The sequence below is a fragment of the Candidatus Sulfotelmatobacter sp. genome (assembly GCA_035504415.1).
In the GTDB taxonomy this organism is placed as follows: domain Bacteria; phylum Vulcanimicrobiota; class Vulcanimicrobiia; order Vulcanimicrobiales; family Vulcanimicrobiaceae; genus Vulcanimicrobium.
The window spans coordinates 178,646-198,758 of sequence record DATJRY010000013.1 but is presented as its reverse complement, the minus strand read 5'-3'; the positions used below and the strand labels follow the sequence as shown (position 1 = coordinate 198,758).

General features: G+C 71.1%; 20 protein-coding genes. 1 reads left to right on the top strand and 19 read right to left on the bottom strand.

Annotation, left to right across the window (positions count from 1 at the left end; translation table 11 throughout):
• Window positions 1-16 precede the first annotated feature (16 nt).
• Window positions 17-1,729 carry a pilus assembly protein N-terminal domain-containing protein gene (locus tag VMD91_12150; protein HTW84815.1) on the top strand — a complete coding sequence of 571 codons (1,713 nt, stop codon included), beginning with the start codon at window positions 17-19 and terminating at the stop codon, window positions 1,727-1,729.
• A gap of 169 nt (window positions 1,730-1,898) precedes the next feature.
• Here VMD91_12150 and VMD91_12145 read toward each other — a convergent pair whose 3' ends face one another.
• Genes VMD91_12145 through VMD91_12055 form a run of 19 tightly spaced genes read right to left on the bottom strand, consistent with a single transcriptional unit; the run spans window position 1,899 to window position 20,113 of the window.
• Window positions 1,899-2,933 (bottom strand): glycosyltransferase, encoded by a 1,035-nt coding sequence (locus VMD91_12145; protein ID HTW84814.1) that lies wholly within the window; start codon window positions 2,931-2,933, stop codon window positions 1,899-1,901.
• Window positions 2,930-3,787: a hypothetical protein gene (locus VMD91_12140; protein HTW84813.1), complete on the bottom strand. Its 858-nt coding sequence runs from the start codon at window positions 3,785-3,787 to the stop codon at window positions 2,930-2,932. Before VMD91_12140 ends, VMD91_12145 begins: the two co-directional genes overlap by 4 nt.
• Window positions 3,787-6,387, bottom strand: coding sequence for an S-layer homology domain-containing protein (locus tag VMD91_12135; GenBank protein HTW84812.1), 2,601 nt, complete (start codon window positions 6,385-6,387; stop codon window positions 3,787-3,789). Before VMD91_12135 ends, VMD91_12140 begins: the two co-directional genes overlap by 1 nt.
• 56 nt (window positions 6,388-6,443) lie before the next feature.
• A complete protein-coding gene (locus VMD91_12130; GenBank protein ID HTW84811.1) occupies window positions 6,444-6,869 on the bottom strand; it encodes a hypothetical protein in 426 nt (141 codons plus the stop codon).
• Entirely contained in the window at window positions 6,866-7,816 is a 951-nt protein-coding gene (locus tag VMD91_12125) for a DUF3084 domain-containing protein (GenBank protein HTW84810.1), read from the bottom strand. The genes VMD91_12130 and VMD91_12125 overlap by 4 nt, the downstream gene beginning before the upstream one ends.
• A gap of 3 nt (window positions 7,817-7,819) precedes the next feature.
• Window positions 7,820-8,977 (bottom strand): LptF/LptG family permease, encoded by a 1,158-nt coding sequence (locus VMD91_12120; GenBank protein ID HTW84809.1) that lies wholly within the window; start codon window positions 8,975-8,977, stop codon window positions 7,820-7,822.
• Between the two features lie 6 nt (window positions 8,978-8,983).
• Entirely contained in the window at window positions 8,984-9,727 is a 744-nt protein-coding gene (gene lptB, locus VMD91_12115; GenBank protein ID HTW84808.1) for an LPS export ABC transporter ATP-binding protein, read from the bottom strand.
• Window positions 9,724-10,335: an LPS export ABC transporter periplasmic protein LptC gene (lptC, locus tag VMD91_12110; GenBank protein HTW84807.1), complete on the bottom strand. Its 612-nt coding sequence runs from the start codon at window positions 10,333-10,335 to the stop codon at window positions 9,724-9,726. The genes lptB and lptC overlap by 4 nt, the downstream gene beginning before the upstream one ends.
• Window positions 10,325-11,509 (bottom strand): O-antigen ligase family protein, encoded by a 1,185-nt coding sequence (locus tag VMD91_12105; protein HTW84806.1) that lies wholly within the window; start codon window positions 11,507-11,509, stop codon window positions 10,325-10,327. The genes lptC and VMD91_12105 overlap by 11 nt, the downstream gene beginning before the upstream one ends.
• Window positions 11,506-12,588 (bottom strand): hypothetical protein, encoded by a 1,083-nt coding sequence (locus VMD91_12100; protein HTW84805.1) that lies wholly within the window; start codon window positions 12,586-12,588, stop codon window positions 11,506-11,508. The genes VMD91_12105 and VMD91_12100 overlap by 4 nt, the downstream gene beginning before the upstream one ends.
• Window positions 12,581-13,315: a hypothetical protein gene (locus VMD91_12095; protein HTW84804.1), complete on the bottom strand. Its 735-nt coding sequence runs from the start codon at window positions 13,313-13,315 to the stop codon at window positions 12,581-12,583. The genes VMD91_12100 and VMD91_12095 overlap by 8 nt, the downstream gene beginning before the upstream one ends.
• Before the next feature lie 2 nt (window positions 13,316-13,317).
• Complete coding sequence (locus VMD91_12090) at window positions 13,318-14,415, bottom strand: hypothetical protein (GenBank protein ID HTW84803.1); 1,098 nt, start codon at window positions 14,413-14,415, stop codon at window positions 13,318-13,320.
• Window positions 14,416-14,439: 24 nt separating this feature from the next.
• A complete protein-coding gene (gene lpxA, locus VMD91_12085) occupies window positions 14,440-15,213 on the bottom strand; it encodes an acyl-ACP--UDP-N-acetylglucosamine O-acyltransferase (GenBank protein ID HTW84802.1) in 774 nt (257 codons plus the stop codon).
• A complete protein-coding gene (gene fabZ, locus VMD91_12080; protein ID HTW84801.1) occupies window positions 15,210-15,683 on the bottom strand; it encodes a 3-hydroxyacyl-ACP dehydratase FabZ in 474 nt (157 codons plus the stop codon). The genes lpxA and fabZ overlap by 4 nt, the downstream gene beginning before the upstream one ends.
• A gap of 6 nt (window positions 15,684-15,689) precedes the next feature.
• Entirely contained in the window at window positions 15,690-16,562 is an 873-nt protein-coding gene (gene lpxC / locus VMD91_12075; GenBank protein HTW84800.1) for a UDP-3-O-acyl-N-acetylglucosamine deacetylase, read from the bottom strand.
• Window positions 16,563-16,564: 2 nt separating this feature from the next.
• Complete coding sequence (lpxD, locus tag VMD91_12070; GenBank protein ID HTW84799.1) at window positions 16,565-17,590, bottom strand: UDP-3-O-(3-hydroxymyristoyl)glucosamine N-acyltransferase; 1,026 nt, start codon at window positions 17,588-17,590, stop codon at window positions 16,565-16,567.
• Window positions 17,587-17,994, bottom strand: coding sequence for a hypothetical protein (locus VMD91_12065; protein HTW84798.1), 408 nt, complete (start codon window positions 17,992-17,994; stop codon window positions 17,587-17,589). The genes lpxD and VMD91_12065 overlap by 4 nt, the downstream gene beginning before the upstream one ends.
• Window positions 17,991-19,307 (bottom strand): hypothetical protein, encoded by a 1,317-nt coding sequence (locus tag VMD91_12060; GenBank protein ID HTW84797.1) that lies wholly within the window; start codon window positions 19,305-19,307, stop codon window positions 17,991-17,993. Before VMD91_12060 ends, VMD91_12065 begins: the two co-directional genes overlap by 4 nt.
• Window positions 19,304-20,113 carry an OmpH family outer membrane protein gene (locus VMD91_12055; protein HTW84796.1) on the bottom strand — a complete coding sequence of 270 codons (810 nt, stop codon included), beginning with the start codon at window positions 20,111-20,113 and terminating at the stop codon, window positions 19,304-19,306. The genes VMD91_12060 and VMD91_12055 overlap by 4 nt, the downstream gene beginning before the upstream one ends.

Here is a 20,113-nt window from a genome sequence, read left to right as displayed (position 1 = left end):
CGACGAAGGAAGCCGCTTGCGACGCGCCCTCGCGCCGTTCTCTAGCCTCGCACTGTTGCTCGGCGCCCTCGCTCTCGGAGCGGCGGCGCAGCCGGTGAACCCCCCGGTCCCCGCGCCGACGGGGCCGGTGAACCCGCCCGGCACCGTGGCCAGCGCGGCGCCCGCAGTCCCCACCCCGCCGATGCCCGGAGCGACCACCGCCGCCCCGGGCTCGCCGCTTCCAGGGACCAGCGAAGAGCCGCTCGCCTCGCCCACCCCGAGCGCGACGCCGACGCAGCCGCCGATCATCGTCGACCCGCCGCAAGTCGGCGTCGAGCCCGGGAAGATCGCGTCGGCCCGCATCAACAGCGCGCTCGGCACCGTCACCGTCACCGTCGCCAACCCCGCGGTCGCGACCGCCGTCGTCGACCAGGCGCAACGCGTGCTGTTCGTCACCGGCGTCGCCCTCGGTACGACCACCGCGACGGTGACCGACCAGCGTGGCCTCACCCGCGACGTCCCCATCCGCGTCGCCTACGCCGCCGGCGTCCCCGCCGACGCGACGACGGTCAGCGTCACCGGCGATCCGGCCTCCGCCGACTACCTGCGCAGCGTCGTGGCCGACGCGGTGACGTCCGCGGCGACGCTGCGCGCCGGCGCGTCCGCGCAAGTGCTCGAAACGGTGCCGATCCACGGCGACCTCGCGCAGGACGATCAGGTCGAGCTCGACGTCCCGGTCACCCTCAGCGGGGACGGCTACTTCACCGTCAACGGCTCCACCCACGTCACCGTGCAGAACGTCGCGATGCCGCCGATCCAACCCGCGCGGCTGCTGGTCTCCGACTACCCCGAGCGGCTGACCGCCAACGGCGTCCTCTTCACCGCGCACCTCGACCGCACGCAAGCGCAGCGGTTCCTCTACTATCACTACAACCCCGGCACCGAGCCGCCGCGCCGCATCCTGCTCAAAGCGCACAACAGCGGCAACGTCCCCGCCGTCGTGCAGCTGATCAACGGCTCCGCCGGACCCGAAGGCAACGAGCTCGAGGTCGGACACCTCTCGACCTCGCGTTTCCTGGTCCGCCAGTCGCGCAACGAAGGGCTCGTGGTGTCGATCCCGCCCGGCGCGACCAGCAATCTGCTCAACGCCCCGTTGCCGCCGCAGAACGTCGTCAGCGGCATCCTGCAGCTGCGGCTGGTCTCCGGCGATCCGGTCGATCTCACGCTGCTCGCGCAAGACGCGAGCGCGCCGCTGGACCAGTCGATCAGCACCACCGAGCTGCTCGCCGGCGGCGCCCCGCACGCGCGCGGCGTCTATCCCGTCCCGACCTTCTACTTCGATCGCACCTACGACGTCGACGGGCCCGACCTCGAGATTCCCATCGGCCAGTTGCCGCTGCCGAACCTGCGCGAAGGTGAAGCGCTCGCCGGCGACTACGGTGTCGAGCAATCGATGAACGTCGTCATCGTCAACATGACGCGCGGGCCGCACTCGATCGCACTCTACGCCAATCCGCGCGGTGGGCGCGCGACGGGAACGTTTCTCATCGACGGCACGCTGGTGCAGGCGCATGGGTTGCCGGCGTTTTCGCGCTTCAAAATCTGGCAGGATACAATTCAGCCGGGGACGTTCCAGCGGGTTCGTGTCGTCACGATGCCCGAGGGCGGGTCTTCGTATCCGCTGCGGCTCGTGTTTGCGCAGGATGATGGGTCGGTGGCGCCGGGCTTGCCGGGGTCGCCGGTTTACTGACCTCCCGCGGGGCTCGGCAGCGGGGTCGGACGTTGCTGCGGCGGGGACGCTCCCTGCGCGCTTCCTGCGCTTCGGTCGCTACCGCTGCGTCGCTCCCGGCCTTCCGGGCCTTCGCTCCTTCGCGAGTCCCCGCCGCAGCAACGTCCGACCCCGCTGCCTCCTGGCGCGATTAGCGTCGGGTGCGTTGGTAGATCTCTTGCGTCGCGGTGGCGGCGGAGAGCCAGGAGAACGCCTGTTGCGCGGGGGTGCGCAGGGCGGTGGCTCGCCGCTGCGCGGCGTCGCGGGTGGATAGCAGGGTGGTGATCGTGGTGGACCAGGCTGATTCGTCGTTGGGGGGGATCAGCGGGATTTCGGCTTCGGGGAACATCGTCGCGAGCTCGCGGAGGGAGGACGTGTCGGCGGCGATCGCCGGGAGACCGGCGCACATTGCCTCGGCGAGTGCGTAGCCGAAACCTTCGTAGCGGGAGGGGATGAGGGCGAGGGATGCGGTTGCGTAGAGTTCGTCGAGTGCGTTGCGCGGGATGTAGCCGCGTAGGTCGAGGCGGTGCGTGACGCCGAGCTCTTCAGCTCGTTTTTTTACTTCGTCGGCGTAAGGCGTTGGGGGGCCGACGGAGACGATGCGCAGGTCGGGGATCGTGGGTAGGGCTTTGACCAGGACCTTGAGGTTTTTTCGCGCTTCGACGGTGCCGACGACGAGCGCGAAGGGTGGATCCGTTGGTTTCCGCTCGATTGCGGCGAAGCGCTCGTCGACGCCGGGATAGACGACGTCGAGCGTTGCGTTGGGGTCGATCAGCGTTTTGTATTCGGTGGCGGTGAAGTGGCTGTCGGTGATGATGGCGGCGGCGTGTTTGTATAACCGCGCTTGGAGCGTGGCGAAGTAGGCGCGGGCGTAGGCGCGCGTGTGGTGTTGGACGCGGTGCCAGGCGAGGTCGTGGACGGTGACGACGGTTGGCAGCGTGTGGATAATCGGCATCGTGCCGCTGGTGGCGTGCAGGACGTCGGCGTGGGCGCGGGCGGCTTCGATGGAGAGCAGGAGCTGGTCCCAGATGACCCTGCGGTCGAAGCGCCAGGGGTTCAGGTGCGGGGCGCGCAGCTCGCGCACGTCGACGCCGAGCGCGCGCAGCGCGTTTGCCAGGTCGCGGGCGTAGACGCCCGCGCCGGTCGCGGTGCCGACGGTGAGCTGGGTGTCGAGGGCGACGATCACTTCGTCAGGCAGGCGGCGAGTTTGGCGCCGAAGGTCGGGTTGTCGGTCAACGGCGCGGCGTTGGGGGCGAGCGCGCTCGAGCGCGCCGCGTCCGCGCGCGCGCTCGCGCAGTCGCCGTCGGCGACGGCGGCGAAGGCGAGGCCGCCGTAGGCGGGAGCGCTGGCGGGGTCGACTTGCAGCGCGCGCTCGTCGTGCGCGCGGCCCGCCGCGGTGTCGCCGTTGGCCAGCTCTTGGTAGGCGGCGGCGAGCAAGTACGTCTCGTCGTTGGGCGCTTCGCTCAGCGCCAGCTCGTAGGCGCGCTGCGCGTCGCGCCAGTGCGCGGCGCGGTGCGCGACGTCGTGATAGCCTTGGGTGGCTTCGAGGACGCCCAGGCGCCAGTAGGCTTGGCCGAGCGCCTCGCCGGCGTCGACGTCGGGGCTGAGGCGCGCGATCAGCTGCTGTTCTTCGGGGATCGCTTCGTCGACGGCGCTCTCCGGCAGCGCGTCGATGTGGGCTTGGGCGCGCACGAAGTCGGCGGCGGCGATGTAGTCGGCCAGTGCTTCCTCGTGCGCGCCGCGCGCTTGCGCCAACTGGCCGCGCAGGTCGTCGGTCGTCGTGTCGGCGGGGGCGCCGGTGAGCAGGCGCCGCGCTTCGTCGAGCGCGCCGGTGTGGATGTCGGCGGCGATGCGGGCCGGCGCGCCGCCGAGCAGGGCGGCGCGCAGCAGCGTCGGGTCGTGGCGGTGGAGGAAGGCGGGCAGCGAATGACGCGTGGCGAGGTCGCCGTAGGCGGCGGAGGCGGCGAGCTGCGCCGCGCCCAGCCGGGCGACCAGGGCGATCGCGAGCAGCGTCAGCGCGACGCGCGCAGCGCGGCTCATCAGAAGCGCACCGTGAAGTTGACGTCCTCGCGGTTCTGCTCGAAGTTGAACGAGGGCAGCATCTGGTCGGTGTAGCGCTGGTTGCTGTAGAGCGCGGAGACGGAGCTGGTCGTGCGCGGAATCGCATACGTCGCGGAGAGCGTGTAGTCGTCCTTGCGTTCGTCGACGTTGGTGAACGTCGAACCGTAGGCGCCGTTGAAGAGCTGGTGGTCGTAGGCGGCCCCGAGACTGAAGTCGTGCGAGATCGGCACCGTCGCGCCGGCGGTCAGCGTCGTGTGGTGCTCGTCGATCGCGTTGGGGAAGGTCAGCGGCGGCGGCAGGCCGGCTTGGACCAGCGAGAGCAGCGCGGCCGCGCTGGCGGGGTCGGCCGTGCCGAGCGAAGCGTTGAACGGCACGTACGGGACGCCGGTCGGGTCGTCGCGATACAGCCGTTCCGTCGACGCGCCCAGATCGAAGGCGACGCTGCGGCGGAAGATCGGCAGCGCGAGCTGCACGCCGGCTTCGAGGTGGTCGAAGCGCAGCTTGTCGGCGCTGGCCGTTCCCTCGTAGGCCAGCGGCCCGAAGCCGTCGGGGGCGAGCGAAGCGAGGTCTTCCGCCAACAGACGCGTGCTCAGCCGCACGTCGCCGATGCGCACCGGCGCGGTGAAGGTCAACGCGAGGCCTTGCGTGTTGGGCGCGTAGGCGCTGAAATATTGCGGCCCGCTGGCGATGAACGGGTTGAAGACCGGCTCGATCGTCGTCAGCGCCGGGTTGGCGGCGGTGTGCGTGCCGGCGGCGGCGTCGAAGTGCTGGTTCACCGTCAGCGTGTTGGCGAAGCCGAAGAACTGTGGAAAGTACGCGCCCTGCCAGTAGCTGAACGCGGGCGGGACCGGGCCGTCGTACTGCAGCGGCGCGCCGTCGAGGTAGTGCGGCCCGACGGCTTGGTACTGCACCGAGAGCGTCGCCTGCGCGAGCGAAAGCCGCAGGCCGACGACGCCGGCGTTGTCGGTCACCGGCGCGACGGTGCTCGCGTCGGGCGTGTACTTGCTCAGCGCGCCTTCGGCAAACAGCAGCGGGTGATTGGTGCGCGAGCCCAGGTCGACGAACGCCAGCGGCAGCTGCGTGTCGACGCCGAAGACGGTGTCGCTGACAAGCGCGAGGCCGCCGCTCGACGAGGCCAGCACAACTTCGTCGTTGGGGGACGTGACGCCGTCGGCGGCGTCGAAGATGCGGCTGAACGAGAGCCCGATCTCGCCGCCGGGCAACCCCGCCAATTGCTGGTCGAGCCGCGCGTTGACGTGATAGCGCTGGTAGGCGACGTCGTTGACGACGTCGATCGCGTCGTACGTGATCGCGACGACCGAGCCGACCGGCAGCGGCGTGCGGAACACGACCTGATTCGTCTGCGCGACGAAGTACCACGCGCCGCCGCCCAGCGGGCAACCGGCGCCGTCCGGCGTGAGCGCGTTCGCGCCGCACGGCGTCCCGTCGAACGCGGAGACGTAGACCGTGCCCAGCTGCGCCTTCTGCGTCAGGTAAACGGCGCTGAGCGGTGCGCCGGCGGCGGTGAAGGTGTCGGTGCGCAGCGCGCCGCTGGTCGAACCGGGCGCGCCCGGCTGCACGGCGCCGACCGGCGGCCGGTCGGTGAGCAAGAAGTAGTTGCTCAGGGTGAAGTCGTTGCCGAGGATCCCGGGCAGCGTGTCGATGACGGTCGGGTCGAGCCGCGTGTAGGCGAATTGGAAGCTGGTGCGCCCGCCGAGCACGCCGCCGATCTCGTAGCCGTGCTCGTACGGCTGCAGCGGGCTGTCGAACCCGTCGCCTTGCTGCGAGGCGTCGGGGGCGCGGTACGTCAGCCCCAACCGCGAGGAGCGCAGATCGCTGATCTCGCCGTCGGTCAGCGTGACGTCGCTGAAGGGCCCCATCTGCGCCAGGTGCACCTCGATCGTCGGATCGATCGTCGTGCCTTGCTGCGGCACGTACTCGCCGCCGTAGCCGGTGCCGATGATGCGGATCGGCAGCGAGACGGTCAGGTTCTCGTCCGGCGTGTAGACGACGTTGAAACGGTCGTCGAAACCGCTGACGGTACCGGGGTTGACCTGGTCGAGCGGGCTGCCGTTGGGCGGCGCGGCCAGGAACGCGTTGACGAACGGATCGATCGCGCCGCCGCTCAGCGTCGTCGGCACGCCGGGACGCTGCCGGTAGGAGTTGTCTTGCAGCAGCTGGCCGTGGAGCGAGAGCTGTTGCGCCAGCTTCGTGCGGCGGTCGAGCTGGTCGAGCGCGTCCTCGAGGTTCGTCACCCGCACGCCGAGCGCGTCGAGCTCGTCCTTGAGCGCGTCGATCAGCTTCTGCACCAGCTCGAGGTCGGTCTTCGAGGCGTAGCCGGCGCCGTTGGCCTGCAGCTTGGCGACGATGCGCGCGACCAGCACGGCCATCTCGTAGCGCGTGAGCGGGCGCTCGCCGTCGAAGGTACCGTCCGGGTAGCCGTCGATCAGCCCGTCGGCCGCCAGCGACTGGATGGCCTGGTAGGCCCAGTGGTTGGCCGGCACGTCGGCGAACGGCGTCGCGCCCGCGTCTGCCGGGAGCGCCAGCGCGGACAACGCGATCCCGAGCGCGAGGAACACGCTCCTCCGCCTCATGCCCGTCCCTGGTGCAGTCTCGGTGTTCGCAGGCGGACGCCTTAGGTAGCGCCGGCGGACGACTCCTGCCCCTGGTGCGCGGCCTGCAGATAGCGCTCGGCGATCAGCAGCGCCGCGTAGTCGTCGACCGGGCGATCCGGCAGCAGCATCCCGCGCGGCACCAAGCGGCGCCAACCGCGAGGCGGATGATCGTGGAAATAGCGTGCGCGCGCGCGCAGCGTCGTCTCGTACTCGTCGACGAAGCTGATCGGCAGGCCCAAGTCCTCGACCGCGCTCGCGATCGCCGCCGCGTTCGTGCCGCGACCGATCGCGATGTGCTCGACGCCGTGCTCGACGACCAGCTCGCGGACCGTCGCCGGCAGGGTCGCGACCGGCACGACGCCCAGCGCCAGCGGCGGCGCATCGAGCCCGACCACGATCGCGTAGCCGCACTTGCGCGTCCCGGGATCGAGGCCGAGCACCCTCACGAGCGCAGCGGCTCGACCGAGGCGGACAGGAAGAACACCCCGGAGTGCGGGTACAGGTCGCCCTCGGTGCGCGCGACCAGCCGCCACTTGCCGTGCAGGCTGCTCAGCTTCGTCAGCGCCGCCTGGAACGAGCGCGGATCGAACCCGCTGGGCTGGCTGAAGAACGGGTACGGCATCCCGGCCTTGGAGAGCGCCTGGACCGCGCGCAGCGAGAGCTCGTTGTACTCCGGCGGCGCGAGCGGACGGCCGCCCTCGACCTCGATCGACGCGACTTCCTGGTGGTTCGAGAACAGCTTCTTGTCGGGCCACGAAGCGAAGGTGAACGAGATCGTCTCGCCGCGGAACAAGTTCTGCGAGGCGATGGGCAGCAACAGCAGCGGGACGTTCCCCTCGCCCGCGTGCGACCAGTTCTCGTGGAACTGGCGCAGCAGCTCGAGCAGGTTGTACTGCACCTGCGGATCGGCCGCGCTCTTGTGGTCGGGCTGCAGTCCGATGCGCGCCGCCAGCTGGTTCGCCGAGCGAATCGTCGCGTCGAAGTAGGCCAGGAACGCGCGCATCTGGTCGTCCTCGCTCTGATTGACGTCGAGGACGGCCCACGGACCGATCGGCGCGCCCAGCGCCAGCACCAGGTTGCCGTTGCGCGTCGTGTCCAGCTCGCGCTGCTGCGAGGTCGCCTGGGCTTGCAGCTGGTTGATCTGCGTGTTGAGCTGGCCGATGCGAAAGAACGCCGTGCGCACTTCGCTCGACGCCACCAAGGCCACCAGCGTCACCGAGACCGCGATCAGCATCCCGGTCACGACCGCGACGATCGTCGACGTGTATTTCGGCCGCAGCCCGAACAGCGTGAGGCGCTTGCGCCCCACCTGGTGACCGACCCGGTCGCCGATGTACGCGATGCCGCCGGCGACGATGGCGATCGCCAAGACGGAGAGGATTCCCGAGAGCACGCGTTACGCCACGCGCGAGGCGCGCCGCAGCAGCGTCGCCCCGATGACGGTGAAGAGGACGTTGGGCGCCCAGGCGCAAGGGCCGGCGAGCCACGTCGCCGCGCTGCCGACGGTGAGGAAGACCGTCGAGATCACGTAGTAGACGAAGACGATGGCGACGGCGATGCCGAAGCCGAGCCCCGTGCCGCCGCCGCGGACGGGACGCAGGCCGAACGGCACCGCGATGAGGGTGAACACGAACGCCGCGAACGGGCGCGCCAGCTTCGCGGCGTAGGTCGCCGTGAAAAGCCGTCGCTGCTGCGGCGAGAGGTTGTTGGTCGCAAGCTGAGCCTTGATTTCCGCGCGCGAGAGCGTCTCGGGGTTCCCGGTTTGGACCGACTGCTTCGCGATCTGGTTGGGCCGCTCCCCGATGTCGACCGCCAGCGTCGGCGAGGTATCGGACTGCACGGTACCGTCGGAGCTGAAATGGTAGGTCGTCGCGTTCTGGAAGGTCCAGGTCGGGGCCGCGTACGTCGCGCGGTCGGCGAAGGTGATGTCCTGCGGCTTCTGGTGCGCGTCGTAGCGGATGACGGTCACGTTGAGCAGGTCCTGCGTCTCGACGTCGAAGGCGCCGGCGATCGTGACCTGCTTGCCGCCGCCCGGCAAGGGCGTCACCGCCGAGAGGTTCGAGAGCGCCGGCGAGACGTGCTCGATGACCGCCTGCTGGATGTACGCCGCCCGATCGCTGGCGAACGGCAGCAGCTCCTCTTGCAGCACCAGCGAGACCAGCGAGGTGATCAGGCCGACGACCAGCAGCGGAGCGACGATGCGGCCCAGCGAGATGCCGCCGGCCGCCATCGCGGTGATCTCGCTCTCGCCCGAGAGCCGCTGCATCGAGAGCAACGTCCCCAGCAGCATCGCCATCGGGATCGTCAGCAGCAAGAACGGCGGCATCGACCACAGGAAGTACTCGACCGCGGCCGCCAGCGGCGCGTGCTCTTCGGAGACCAGCCGCCCCAGCGCGAGGATCTGCGTCGCGACGAAGATCAGCGTGAACGCCGACAACCCGAACAAAAACGGCCCGCCCAACTGCGTGACGAGATACCGGTCCAGAATAGTAGGGGGCCAGAAGCGCAGCGGCGGAGCGCCGAAGGCGCGATGCTGTGGCGCGGTCTCAGTCATCGTGCGCTATAGCCTAAAACTCTGGCCGAGGTAGAACTCGCGCGCGATCGGGGAGTCGAGCACGTCTTGCGCCGTGCCGCTCACCTCGATCCGGCCGTCGTTCATGATGTACGCGCGGTCGACGATCGCCAGCGTCTCGCGCACCTGGTGGTCGGTGATCAGCACGCCCAAGCCGCGCTCGCGCAGTTGGCGGATCATCGCCTGGATGTCGGCGACGGCGATCGGATCGATCCCGGTGAACGGTTCGTCGAGCAGCAGGAACGCCGGCTCCGTCGCGATCGCGCGCGCGATCTCGACGCGGCGCCGCTCGCCGCCCGAGAGCGAGTCGCCCATCGCGTCGACGAAGTCGGCCAGACCGAACTCGGCCAGCAGCTCGGGCAGACGACGCTCGCGCTCCGAGCTGGGAACGCCGTTCATCTCCCAGATCAGCCGCAGGTTGTCGCCGACGGTCAGCTTGCGAAAGATCGAGTTCTCCTGCGCGAGGTAGCCCAGGCCGGCGCGCGCGCGCTCGTGCATCGGCGCGCCGGTCAGCGCGCGCGCGACGCCGTCGCGCTCGAGCACGACCGTCCCGCTGTCGGGACGAACCAGGCCGACCACCATGTAGAACGTGGTCGTCTTGCCGGCGCCGTTGGGCCCGAGCAGGCCGACCACCTCGCCGCGTCCGACCTCGGCGCTCACGCCCTTGACGACGGTCCGCCGGCCGTACCGCTTGACGAGGTCGCGCAGCACGATGCGATCGCCGGCGTTCATCCCGAGGTCACCTTCACGTCGTGCAAACGCACGTCGCCGTCGAGATGGTCGCCCGTCAGCGAGAGGCCGTTGGGGCCGGTCATCACCACGTGGCCTTCGCCGAACAGCCGCTCGCGGCTCGAGTCGTAGCGCAGCGTGTCGCAGGTCAGCACCGCACCGTCCTGCGTGCGCGCGTGAACGCCTCCCGTCATCAGGACACTCTTGTCGTGCTGGGACACCGTCGCCTTCGGCGCGTCGGCGATGGTGACGGCGCCCGTCTTGTCGACGAACGTCACGTGCGGCTGATCGAGGACCGCCGTCCCGGCGGCGATGTCGCCTTCGAACAGCATGGTGCGGATGGTGTAGATCTTGCGTCCGTTCTTGGTGTCGGTGATGATCGACGGCTTGAACGCCGTCCCGCGCCCGATCACGTGCACCGGCACGCCCTGCGGCGAGGACGACGGAGCGGCCGTCGGCGCGCCGGATGCGCTCGGCGCGGCGGCGCCGCCGGTCGGCTGCGAAGCGTGTGAGCCGCAACCGGCCACGGCCAGGGCGAGCAGCACGGCGAGGCCGATCGGGCGCCGCCCGACCGCGACGGGTTCGCCGCCGGCGAAGCCTCTAGAGCGCATCGGTCCGTACTACGGCGAGTGCGAGCGGCACGACCTGGAGGTAGAGCGGAAAGAAAATACTGATCGTGTTCAAGCCGCAGTGGACGAGGAAGGCGACGAAGCCGGCGACCAGGCCGAAGCCGAACGCGCGCGGGAGTGCCGGGGCGACGGCGGCAGCGCGCACGACCCGGCGCACCAACAGCGCCGGCCCGACCACCAACATCACCAAGGCCACCAGGCCCCCCTCGGCCGCGTACGCGAGCGGCAGCGAGTGGGGATCGAAGGCGACCGGCGTCTGCGGGCCGGGCGCGTCCGGCGGGCGGAGCACCGCGTAGGTCTTCCCGTACGCCAACGGCCCGACACCCAACAGCGGAAACCGGGTGAAGGTCGTCCAGCCGGCGTGCCAGGCGCTCAGCCGGACCGCCGTGTCGCGCGGGTTGTGGTGCAGGCTGCCCAACGTCGCGTCGAGCGTCAGCCCGGCCAGCCCGATGAGCAATGCGGCCACCAGCAAGCGGCGCTGCCGGGCGAGCAACCCATAGGTCGCGATGCCGCAGACGGCGCTGAAGGCACCCCAGCGCGAGAAGGTGGCCGCCAGCGCCACCGCCAGCAGCACGGCGCAGGCGACGGCGAGCCGGTCGCGCCCGCGCGAACCGATCGCCAGGGGGAGCGCGATGCCCAGGCCGACCAGCGCGTAGCCGGCCAGCTCGTTGGGATTCAGGAACGTCCCCACCGCCCGGCCGTTGGCGAAGGCGAACAGCGCGACCGGCCGGCGCACCAGCACCATGACCAGCGCCAGCGCGGCGGCGGCCGTCGCCGACCACAGAAACGTCCGCACGATCAGCCGGGTCACGGCCGCGTCCGCCTCGCGCGCCAGCGCCAAACCGGCACCGCCGATCAGGAACACGAACAGCCCGAGCCCCACGCCCGTCACCGGGTCGAAGCCGGTGATCCCTGCCAACGTGGTCGCCGCGCCGCTCCCGATCAGAACGAACGTCAGCCCGTCCCGGCGCAACGAGCGCAGGGTGGCCGGGACGACCGCCAGCAGCGCGAGCGCGAACAGCAGCGCGACGAGAAGGGCGGCTCCGCGCGGCAGCAGGATCGGCATCGGCGGCCGGGTCGGATCGAGGACGACCAGCTGGCCCAGCAGCGGGATCAGCGCGATCGACCCGGCCAGGCCGAGCGTCGCGGCCTTCACGCCGCCACCGCCAGCTCGGCGATCGCGCCGGCGATCGCGGCGGCCCCGCCCGGCGACCCCATCCGCTCGCGGCCGACGGCGGCCATCCGGGCGCGCCGAGTGGGGTCGGCCAGCAGCGCCGCGACGGCGGCGGCGGCGCCCGCCTCATCGCCGGGCGCGATCAGCAACGCGTCGCCGAGCAGCCCGCGCTGGCGCTTGCGGTACCAGGCGTCACGGCGCGCGCCGGCCAGCTCGAGCGCGACGACCGGGACGCCGGCGGCCGCGGCCGCCTCGTTGGCGGTCCCGCTCTGGCCGAGCACGAGCGTCGCCTCCGGCAGCAGCGCGCCCAGCGGCCCCGGCCATGCCCGCAGCGGACCGGCGGCGAGGGCGGGCGCGAAGCGCGCCGGGTCGAGATTGGGCGCGATCGAGAGCACCGCGTCGAGCTGCGGCGCGCCGGCGCGCACGCGCGCGATCACCGCGGCCAGCTGCCGCGCGTCGGCGTACGCGCGCTCGCGCGAGCCGGGCAGTACCGCGACGCGCGGCGTTCCCCGCCAGTCGACGCGTTCGTCCGACGCCAGCAGGTCGACGATGACGTTGCCCGGCGCCTCGGCCGGGACGCCCTGGGCGCACAGCGCGGCCGCGGTCGCCGCGTCGCGCACGAAAACCCGCCGCGCCGCCGCGATGATGCGCCGCTCGCCCGGCCCGTACGGTGCGACGTAGACGCTCTTGGCGGTACCCACGTACACCAGCGGGCCGCCGGCCAGGCGCGCCAGCGCGCACGCGTAGGCGTCGCCGACCGCGACGATCGCCGCATAGCGCCCACGCGCCGCGCGCAGGAAGCGCACCTGGCGCGCGAACAGCTGCACGAAGCCGGCCCCCAGGTCGCGCGCGAACGCCGCGAGGTTGCCCATCGCCACCAGCCCGCCGGACGGCAACGCGCGCTGTGGACCGACGTCGGCGAAGTCGCCGCCGCCCAGCCGCTCGCCGACCAGCGCGAAGTGCCGTGTCGCCAGCGGCGCGCGCGCGCGCAGCTCGGCCGCGATGCGAGCGGCGATGGCGGCTTCTCCGTGCCCGTTGGTGACGAACAAGACCTCACGCACCGGCGCGCAGCGGCTCCAGCGCGAAGTCGGCGATCCGCGCGCGCCCGTTCGCGTCCTTGGTCAGCTCGGTCCGCGACGCATACGCGCCGTACGGGCCGGCGTGCACGATCGGCACGCCGCCGACCAGCTCGGGCTCGTGCAGCGTGTCGTGACTGTGGCCGCCCAAGATCAGCTCCAGGCGCGGTACGCGCTGCGCCAACAGCCGGTCGGCACGCAAGCCCAAGTGCGAGAGCGCGATCAGCGTCGTCTCCGGCGGCGTCGTCGCGGCGATGCGCGCGGCGACGTCGAACGGGTCCAGGAACCGCCAGCCGAACAGCCGTTCCCACGGCGAGCCGCTCGGGTACTGCACGACCAGCAACCCGAAGAAGCGCACCGACCACGGCGTGCCGGCGTCGTCGCGTGCGAACACGCGGTCGGCGGTGAACGGCAGCGCGCGCCCCTTGGTGTCGACCAGGTTCGCGCATACGACCGGGTGGCGCATGCGCGCGATCCGCGCACCGACGGCGCCGAACAGGTAGTGGAACTCGCGGTTGCCCATCGCCTGCACGTCGATCGCCGCGCGGTCGAGCTCGTCGACGATCGGTTCGTGCCGGTGATACATCGTCTGCGAGCCGCGCAAGCTGTCGCCGCAGTCGACGTACATCCCCGGCCGCGCGTCGCGCAGCGCCGTCAACGGCGCGGCGACGTCACGGTGATCGTGCAGGTCGCTGGTATGGTAGATGCGCACGGTCACACCGGCCCGCTGACGCGCTCGAGCACCCAGGCCGCGTTGCGCTGCAGCGAGTCGGGCGGCCCGAGCGCCTCGCGCAGGCGCGCGTAGCCGGCCAGCTGCCGGTCGGGTGCGGCCAGCAGCGCGACCAGCGCGTCGGCCAAGGCGGCGGGCGTCGCGGCCTCTTGCAGCAGCTCGGGGACGAGCGGCTCGTCGAGCACCAGGTTCGGCAGCGTGATGTAGGCGCCGCGATAGACGCGGCGGGCGATCTTCGCCTGCGCTTCGGAGAGCACGTACAGCGCCAGCGCCGGCGTCTGCACCAGCGCCGCCTCGAGGACCGCCGTCCCCGACGCGATGGCGGCGGCGTCGGCACGGCGCAGCGCGTCACGCGTGTCGCGCACGATCTCGACCGGCAGCGGCGAGCGCAGCGCGAGCAGATGCTCGAGGTGCCGCTGCGCGTCGTCGTCGGCCGCGACCAGCAGCGCGCGCACGTTCGGGCGCAGCTCGCGCACGCGCGCCAGCGCGTCGAGCAGCCGCGGCGCGTGGCGTTCGATCTCCCCGCCGCGGCTGCCGGGCAGGATCGCGATCAGGCCGCCGTTGGCCGGCGGCGGCGGCAGCGGCGGGCGGGCGCCGATGGTACTCACCAGCGGGTGGCCGACGAACCCGATCGGGAGCTTGAGCCCGCGATAGAAGTCCGCTTGGTGACGGAACAGCGTGAGCGGATCGCACAGCCGCGCGACCTGATAGGCGCGCTTGACGTTGTCGAGCCACGCCGCGGGCGGCGCGTAGTAGACGATCGGCGTGCGAAACCCGAGCTGCCGCAGCGTCTTCGCCAAGCGCACGTTGAAGGCGCCGAAGTCGACCAGCAGTACCAGGTCCGGCGGCCGGCGGCGCAGCTGCCACGCCGTGCGCAGCATGATCGCGTACAAGCGCGGAATCTTGCGCAGCGCGGAGATCGGCCCCAGCGACGCCCAGCCGCGCGTGCGCTGCACCAGCCGCACGCCGGCGGCCTCCAGGCGCTCGTTCCCGATGCCCTCGGCCTCGAGCGCGACGCGCGCGCGCATCGCACCCAACAGGTCGGCGGCGAGCAGCTCTCCCGAGGCCTCGCCCGTGCTCACGAAGACGCGCACGGCGCGCGACCGCTACTTGGTGATCCCGCGGTCGGACGAGGCTTCGAGGAACGCCAGCAACGTGCGTCCCTCGTCCGTCGACACCGTCTCGCGCAGCACCGAAACGGCCTGCGAGACGTTGCGCTCCGAGCGGTAGATCGTCTTGTACGCGTCCTTGAGCTCGCCCAACGCCTCGCGCGAGAAGCCGGCGCGACGCAGGCCGACGGCGTTGAGCCCGTAGACCTCGGCCGGGTTCCCTTCCGCCAAGAAGAACGGCGGAACGTCGCGCACGATCTTGCTGTAGCCGCCGACGAACGCGAAGCGGCCGATGCGCACGAACTGGTGGACGCCAGCCATCGCGCCGATCGAGGCGTGGTCCTCGACGACGACGTGTCCGGCCAGCTGCGCCAAGTTCGACATCGTGACGTGGTCGCCGATGCGGCAATTGTGCGCGACGTGCGTGTAGCCGAGCAACAGGCAGTCGTTGCCGACCGAGGTGACGCCGCCGGCATCGGCGGTGCCGCGGTTGATCGAGACGTACTCGCGGATCACGGTGCGATCGCCGATCGTCGTGACGGCGTCTTCACCGACGACGGCCTTGCGGTCTTGCGAGGGGCCGCCCACCGTGCTGAACGGGTGGATCTCGCAGTCCTCGCCGATGGTGGTGCGGCCGTTGACGACGACGTGCGCCAGCAGCAGCGAGCGCGCGCCGATGGCGACCTTCGCGCCGACGATGCAGTATGGCCCGATCTCGACGTCGACGCCGATCTTCGCGGTGGGGTGGACGACGGCGGTCGGATGGATCACAGGTGCAGCACCGTCGCGTCGACGCCGAACGCGCCCGGATCGCTGACGACCGAGAACATCAGCTCGCCGGCGCAGACCAGCTCGTCGCCGACCTTCGCCTCGACCACGACGACGCCCATGTTGAGCTTGACGCGGGCGACGCGGGCCCACATGTCGAGCCGGTCGCCCGGGATGACGGGGCGGCGGAAGCGGAAGCCGTCGACGCCGGCCAGGTACGGCGTCTTGCGGCTCTGATCGCCCGGCTTCAAGATCGTCGTGCCGGCCAGCTGCGCCAGCGCTTCGATGATGTAGACGCCCGGCAGCACCGGGTTGAGCGGGAAATGGCCGGTCAGCATCGGCTCGTTGACGCTGACGTTCTTGTAGCCGCGCGCGCTGACCATCGGCTCGAGCTCGAGGATGCGGTCCAGCAAGAGCATCGGGTAGCGGTGCGGCAAGATCCGCATGATCTCGCGCACGTCGTAGGCGGCCATGCTGGGCTAGACCGGTTCGCCGGCGGTAAGCGGACCGGAGCGAAGCGAGGACCGCGACGGGTTCGCCGCAGGCGAACCCACCAGCTCGCGCACGGCGGTGCAGTGGAGCTTGTGACCGCTCTTGATCGCGACGACCTCGCACTGCGGGTAGGCGCCGAGCAGCGCGAAATCGCCGACCAGGTCGAGGATCTTGTGCCGACACGGCTCGCTCGGCGCGCGCAACGGCGCCAGCGGGCCGTCCGGACCGAACACCACCGCGTTGTCGAGCGTCCCGCCCAGCGCCAAGCCGCGGCGGATCAGCGCCTCGATCTCGTGCTGGAAGCCGAACGTGCGGTTGGGGGCCACCTGCGCGCGGTACTGCTCGGGCACGATCTCGGCCTCGACGTACTGCGCGCCGACCGGCGGCGGGTAGTCGACCGTCATGCGCACGCGGAAGCTCGAGGCCGGCGCGATCACCAGCAGCTTGTCGCCGTCGCGAAAGACGTGCGTCTGGGTCGGGATCCAGCGCACCCGCGCCTCGCGCTGCGGCGCCAGGCCGACGGCGTCGATGGCGTCGGCGAAGACCTTGGCGCTGCCGTCCTCGACCGGGATCTCCGGCCCGTGGACGTCGATCAGCGCGTTGTCGACACCGCAGCCCAGCAGCGCGCTGAGCAGATGTTCGACCGTCGAGACGCGGTGCTCGCCCGACCCCAGCACGGTCGCCCGCACGGTCTCGACCACGTAGTCGGCGCGCGCGGGAAACTCGACCGCGTCGTCGAGGCGGAAGCGCAGGCCGTGGCCGGCCGGGGCGGGGAGGACGCGGACGCGCGCCGGGGCGCCGGTGTGGAGACCGACTCCCTCGAAGCCGATCGCGTCGCGCAACGTGGACTGATACTGCAACGTCAGCTCTTCGGTGGGCCGCCGTCGAGCGCGTCGACCCGGGCGAACAGTTTCGGCAGGCGGCGGAGGTACGCCTGGAGTCGGATCTCCTCGCGGTGGTCGTGCGCCGGCTGACCGCTGATGGTCGCGCCGGGGGCGACGTCGCCCCAGACCATGGCGTTGCCCGAGACGGTGACCCGGTCGCCGACGGTGATGTGGCCGCGGAAGCCGGAGTGACCGCCGACCTGGACGTAGTCGCCGATGGTGGTCGTCCCGGCCAGCCCGGTCAGGGCCGCGATCGCGGTGTGCTTGCCGATGCGGCAGTTGTGGCCGATCTGGACCAGGTTGTCGATCTTGCTGCCCTCGCCGATCGCGGTGACGCCCGTCTGGGCCCGGTCGACGCACGAGTTGGCACCGATCTCCACGTCGTCGCCCAGCTCGACGATCCCGACCTGCGGGATCTTCTGCAGCCGACCCTGGTCGAAGGCCCAGCCGAAGCCGTCCGCACCGACCACGGCGCCCGCTTGCAGGATGACGCGGTCGCCGGCGATGCAGCCGTGCGCCAAGTAGGCGCGCGGGTGGAAGTACGCGTCGGCGCCGACCCGGGCGCCCGCGCCCAGCACGACGCCGGCGGCGAGCACGGTGCGATCGCCGACCCGGGCCTGCGCCCCGACCACGACGTTGGGTCCGATCCAAACGTCGGCGCCGATCGACGCGCTGGGGTCGACGACGGCGCTGGGGTCGACGAACGGGCCGCGCGGACGCGGCGGTTCGAACGCGGCCAGCAGACGCGCCAGCGCGACCCGCGTGTTGTCGACGGCCAGGATCGGCTTGGCGTAGCGTTCGCCCTCGCGCAGCAGCTTGGCGTCGGTGAGGACGGCGGCGGCGCTCGATGCCAGCGCGACTTTGAGATAGTGCGCGTCGACCGCGAAGGTCAGCGCGCCGGGCCCGGCGTCGTCGACGGCGGCGACCCGCTCGACCAGCACCGAGGGATCGCCGACGACGCGGCCGCCGGTGCGTTCGGCGAACGCGCCCAGGGCGAGCGTCACGGCGTGGGCGACGGCTTCTCCACGATCTGGAGAACCTTCTCGACGTCCGGCGTGATGTCGACGCCGCCGTAGCCCACGTACTCGCGGGTAAACACGTAGGTCAGGTGCTTGTCGTTCGCGACCTGCTGCGCCGCCTTGGTGACGTCGTCGGTCAGCTCGGTCTGCGCCTGCAAGAACTTCTGCTGCAGCTCGGCGCGCTCTTTGAGCTTCTGGTTGGCGGAGCCCTTCGAACGCTCGATCGTCTGCGCGTCCACCGCCAACTGGTTCTGGTAGTTCTGAAACTTCGGCCAGTTCGCCTGAATGCGCTGCGAGTCGATCAGGCCGATGCCGCTGCTCGATGCGTTGTTCGAGCAAGCGGACAGGGCCAACAAGCCGGCGGCGAAGAGCGCGGGTGCGAGTCTCATTGGTGGAGGCTTTCGATGTCCTTGAGAGCGTCCGGCGTGAGGTCGACTCCGCCGGCGGGTGCGACGACGTCCGAGAGGACGACGGAAATACCGCGCTGCTGCGCGATCAGCTTGACTTCGCGATCGATCTGGCCGGTGATCTCACCGTAGAGGTCGTCGCGCTTGCGCTTGAGGTCGGCGATCTGCGCCTGCGCGCCGCTGTCGGCGCCGGCGTCGATCCCGTGCAGCTCGGCGTACCGGCGCGAGAGGTCCTCGCGGGTCTTCTGGAAGTCCGCGATGGTCGTCTTGGCGTCGCTCTGGAAGCGCTTCTGATAGTCGTCGTGCAGCTGCTGGATGCGCGCCCGCAGCGGCGCCGGCAGGCTCGGGTTGACTTGGCCTTTCGTGCCGACCGCGTTGGCGCTGAACGGGGTGATCTGCGCGGCCAGCGTCTTCTGCCGCTGGGCCAGCGAGGTCAGCGATCGCTTCGAGATCGAAGCGATCTGCGTATCGAGATCGCGCTGGACCTGGGCTTTGAGCTGCGTCTGCAGCGCGGCCAGCGTCTGCTGATCGCGATTGCGCATCGCGGCGACCTGGTCGGCTTCCTTCCGGTCCAGGTCCTGGAGCTGCTTCTGCGCGTCCTCGCGCGTCGCGTCGTCGAGCGCCAGCGAGGACAGCTTGGTCTTGAGCGCCAGGCGCGTCGGCGCGTCGGCGCTGGCCAGTTGCAGCGAGAGCGCCGACTCCTTGGCCTGCAGCTGCTCGGCCTGCGCGCGATAGGTGCGGTCCGCTCGCGCCGCCAGCGCCTTCTGCGCGGCGATCATCTGCGCGCGGTCCTGCGACTGCAGCGTCTCGCGGTAGCTGTTGTAATCGTGCTGCACTTGCGTCGCGACGGTGCTCTGCTGCTGCTGCGCGGTCGAGGTCACGCTGCCCGCGATCTGCGCCGCGCTCGGGCCGCCGAAGCCGGCGCCGCGCAGCGCGGCCGCGATGGCCTGCTGCTCCTGCGTCTGGTACTGCTGCTGCTTCTGGTCGAGCAGCTTCTGGGTGCGGTCGGCGGCGTCGTGCAGCTCGCGCTCGAGCTCCGCTTCGCGCCGGCGCAGCTCGGCGTCGGGAACGCCGGCCTGCGGCACCGTCTGGCTGAGGTCGAACGCCTCGAGCGAGCGATCGTAGCGCGCCAGCTGATCGTAGAGCGGGTGCTTCTGGACCAGCAGCGTCATGTCGACGTAGCCGATCGCGTTCGAGCCGGGCGGTGCCGGTGCCGGGCGAGCGCACGACGAGAGCAGCGCCGCGGCGGCAACCGCGGCGAGAGAGCCGGCGATCGAACGCGCGCCGCGGATCACTTCAGTTTTGCGGTGACGTCCGAGGTGATGTCGGTGCCGCCGTAGATGATGTCGGCCCGGTCGACGACGAGCACGAGGCCCTTGCTGCGCGCGACGTCGGCGATCGCGCTGCGCGTCTGGTCGATGACCGGCTTGAGCGTCGCGTTCTGGCGGTCGTCGAGCGTCTTGCGGTAGTCCTTGAGCACCGCGTCGCGATCGGCGTCGGTGTGCGCGCTCTTGAGCTTGTCGCCGAAGATCTTGTCCTGCTGCGCCTTGAACTGGACGAAGTCGTCGCTCGCGGCTTTGACCTTGGGGGTCGCGTCGATCTGCTGCTGGTCGACGAAGCCGACGTGCGATGGCGGCGGCGTGGAGACCGGGGGCACCGGATCGCCGATCCCGGTCAGCAGGTCGCGGACGTTGCCGGTGATGTTCTGACCGCCGACCACGACCATGCGCTTGTCGAGCACGACGCTCAGATTCTTCGAGGAGGCGACGGACGCGACGGCGATCTGCGCCTTCTGCATCAGCGGCCCGACCAGCGCGCGCTGCTTGTCGGACATCTTCGCCTGGAACTCGCTGGCGAGCTTCTGCTGGTCGGCTTGCGAGGCGTGCTGCGCCCGCGCCAGATATTGCTTCTGGAGGGTGGCGCCGTACTGCTGCAGCTGCCGATTCGCCGACTGGAAGGCGGGAATCGACCCCAGCACGCTCTGGTCGAGCGTGCCGATGTCGGTCACGTCGGTCGCTCCGACGGCGGTCGTCGCCAGCACCGCGGTGCCGACTGCGAAGGCGAGGGCGGCCAAGCGCCCACGCGTGATCAGGTTCTCCAT

Excerpts from the sequence above, each read along its gene's own strand:
- VMD91_12140 (HTW84813.1), bottom strand. The coding sequence starts at position 3,787 with ATGAGCCGCGCTGCGCGCGTCGCGCTGACGCTGCTCGCGATCGCCCTG.
- VMD91_12120 (HTW84809.1), bottom strand. The coding sequence starts at position 8,977 with ATGACTGAGACCGCGCCACAGCATCGCGCCTTCGGCGCTCCGCCGCTG.
- lptB (HTW84808.1), bottom strand. The coding sequence starts at position 9,727 with ATGAACGCCGGCGATCGCATCGTGCTGCGCGACCTCGTCAAGCGGTAC.
- lptC (HTW84807.1), bottom strand. The coding sequence starts at position 10,335 with ATGCGCTCTAGAGGCTTCGCCGGCGGCGAACCCGTCGCGGTCGGGCGG.
- fabZ (HTW84801.1), bottom strand. The coding sequence starts at position 15,683 with ATGGCCGCCTACGACGTGCGCGAGATCATGCGGATCTTGCCGCACCGC.
- VMD91_12065 (HTW84798.1), bottom strand. The coding sequence starts at position 17,994 with ATGAGACTCGCACCCGCGCTCTTCGCCGCCGGCTTGTTGGCCCTGTCC.
- VMD91_12055 (HTW84796.1), bottom strand. The coding sequence starts at position 20,113 with ATGGAGAACCTGATCACGCGTGGGCGCTTGGCCGCCCTCGCCTTCGCA.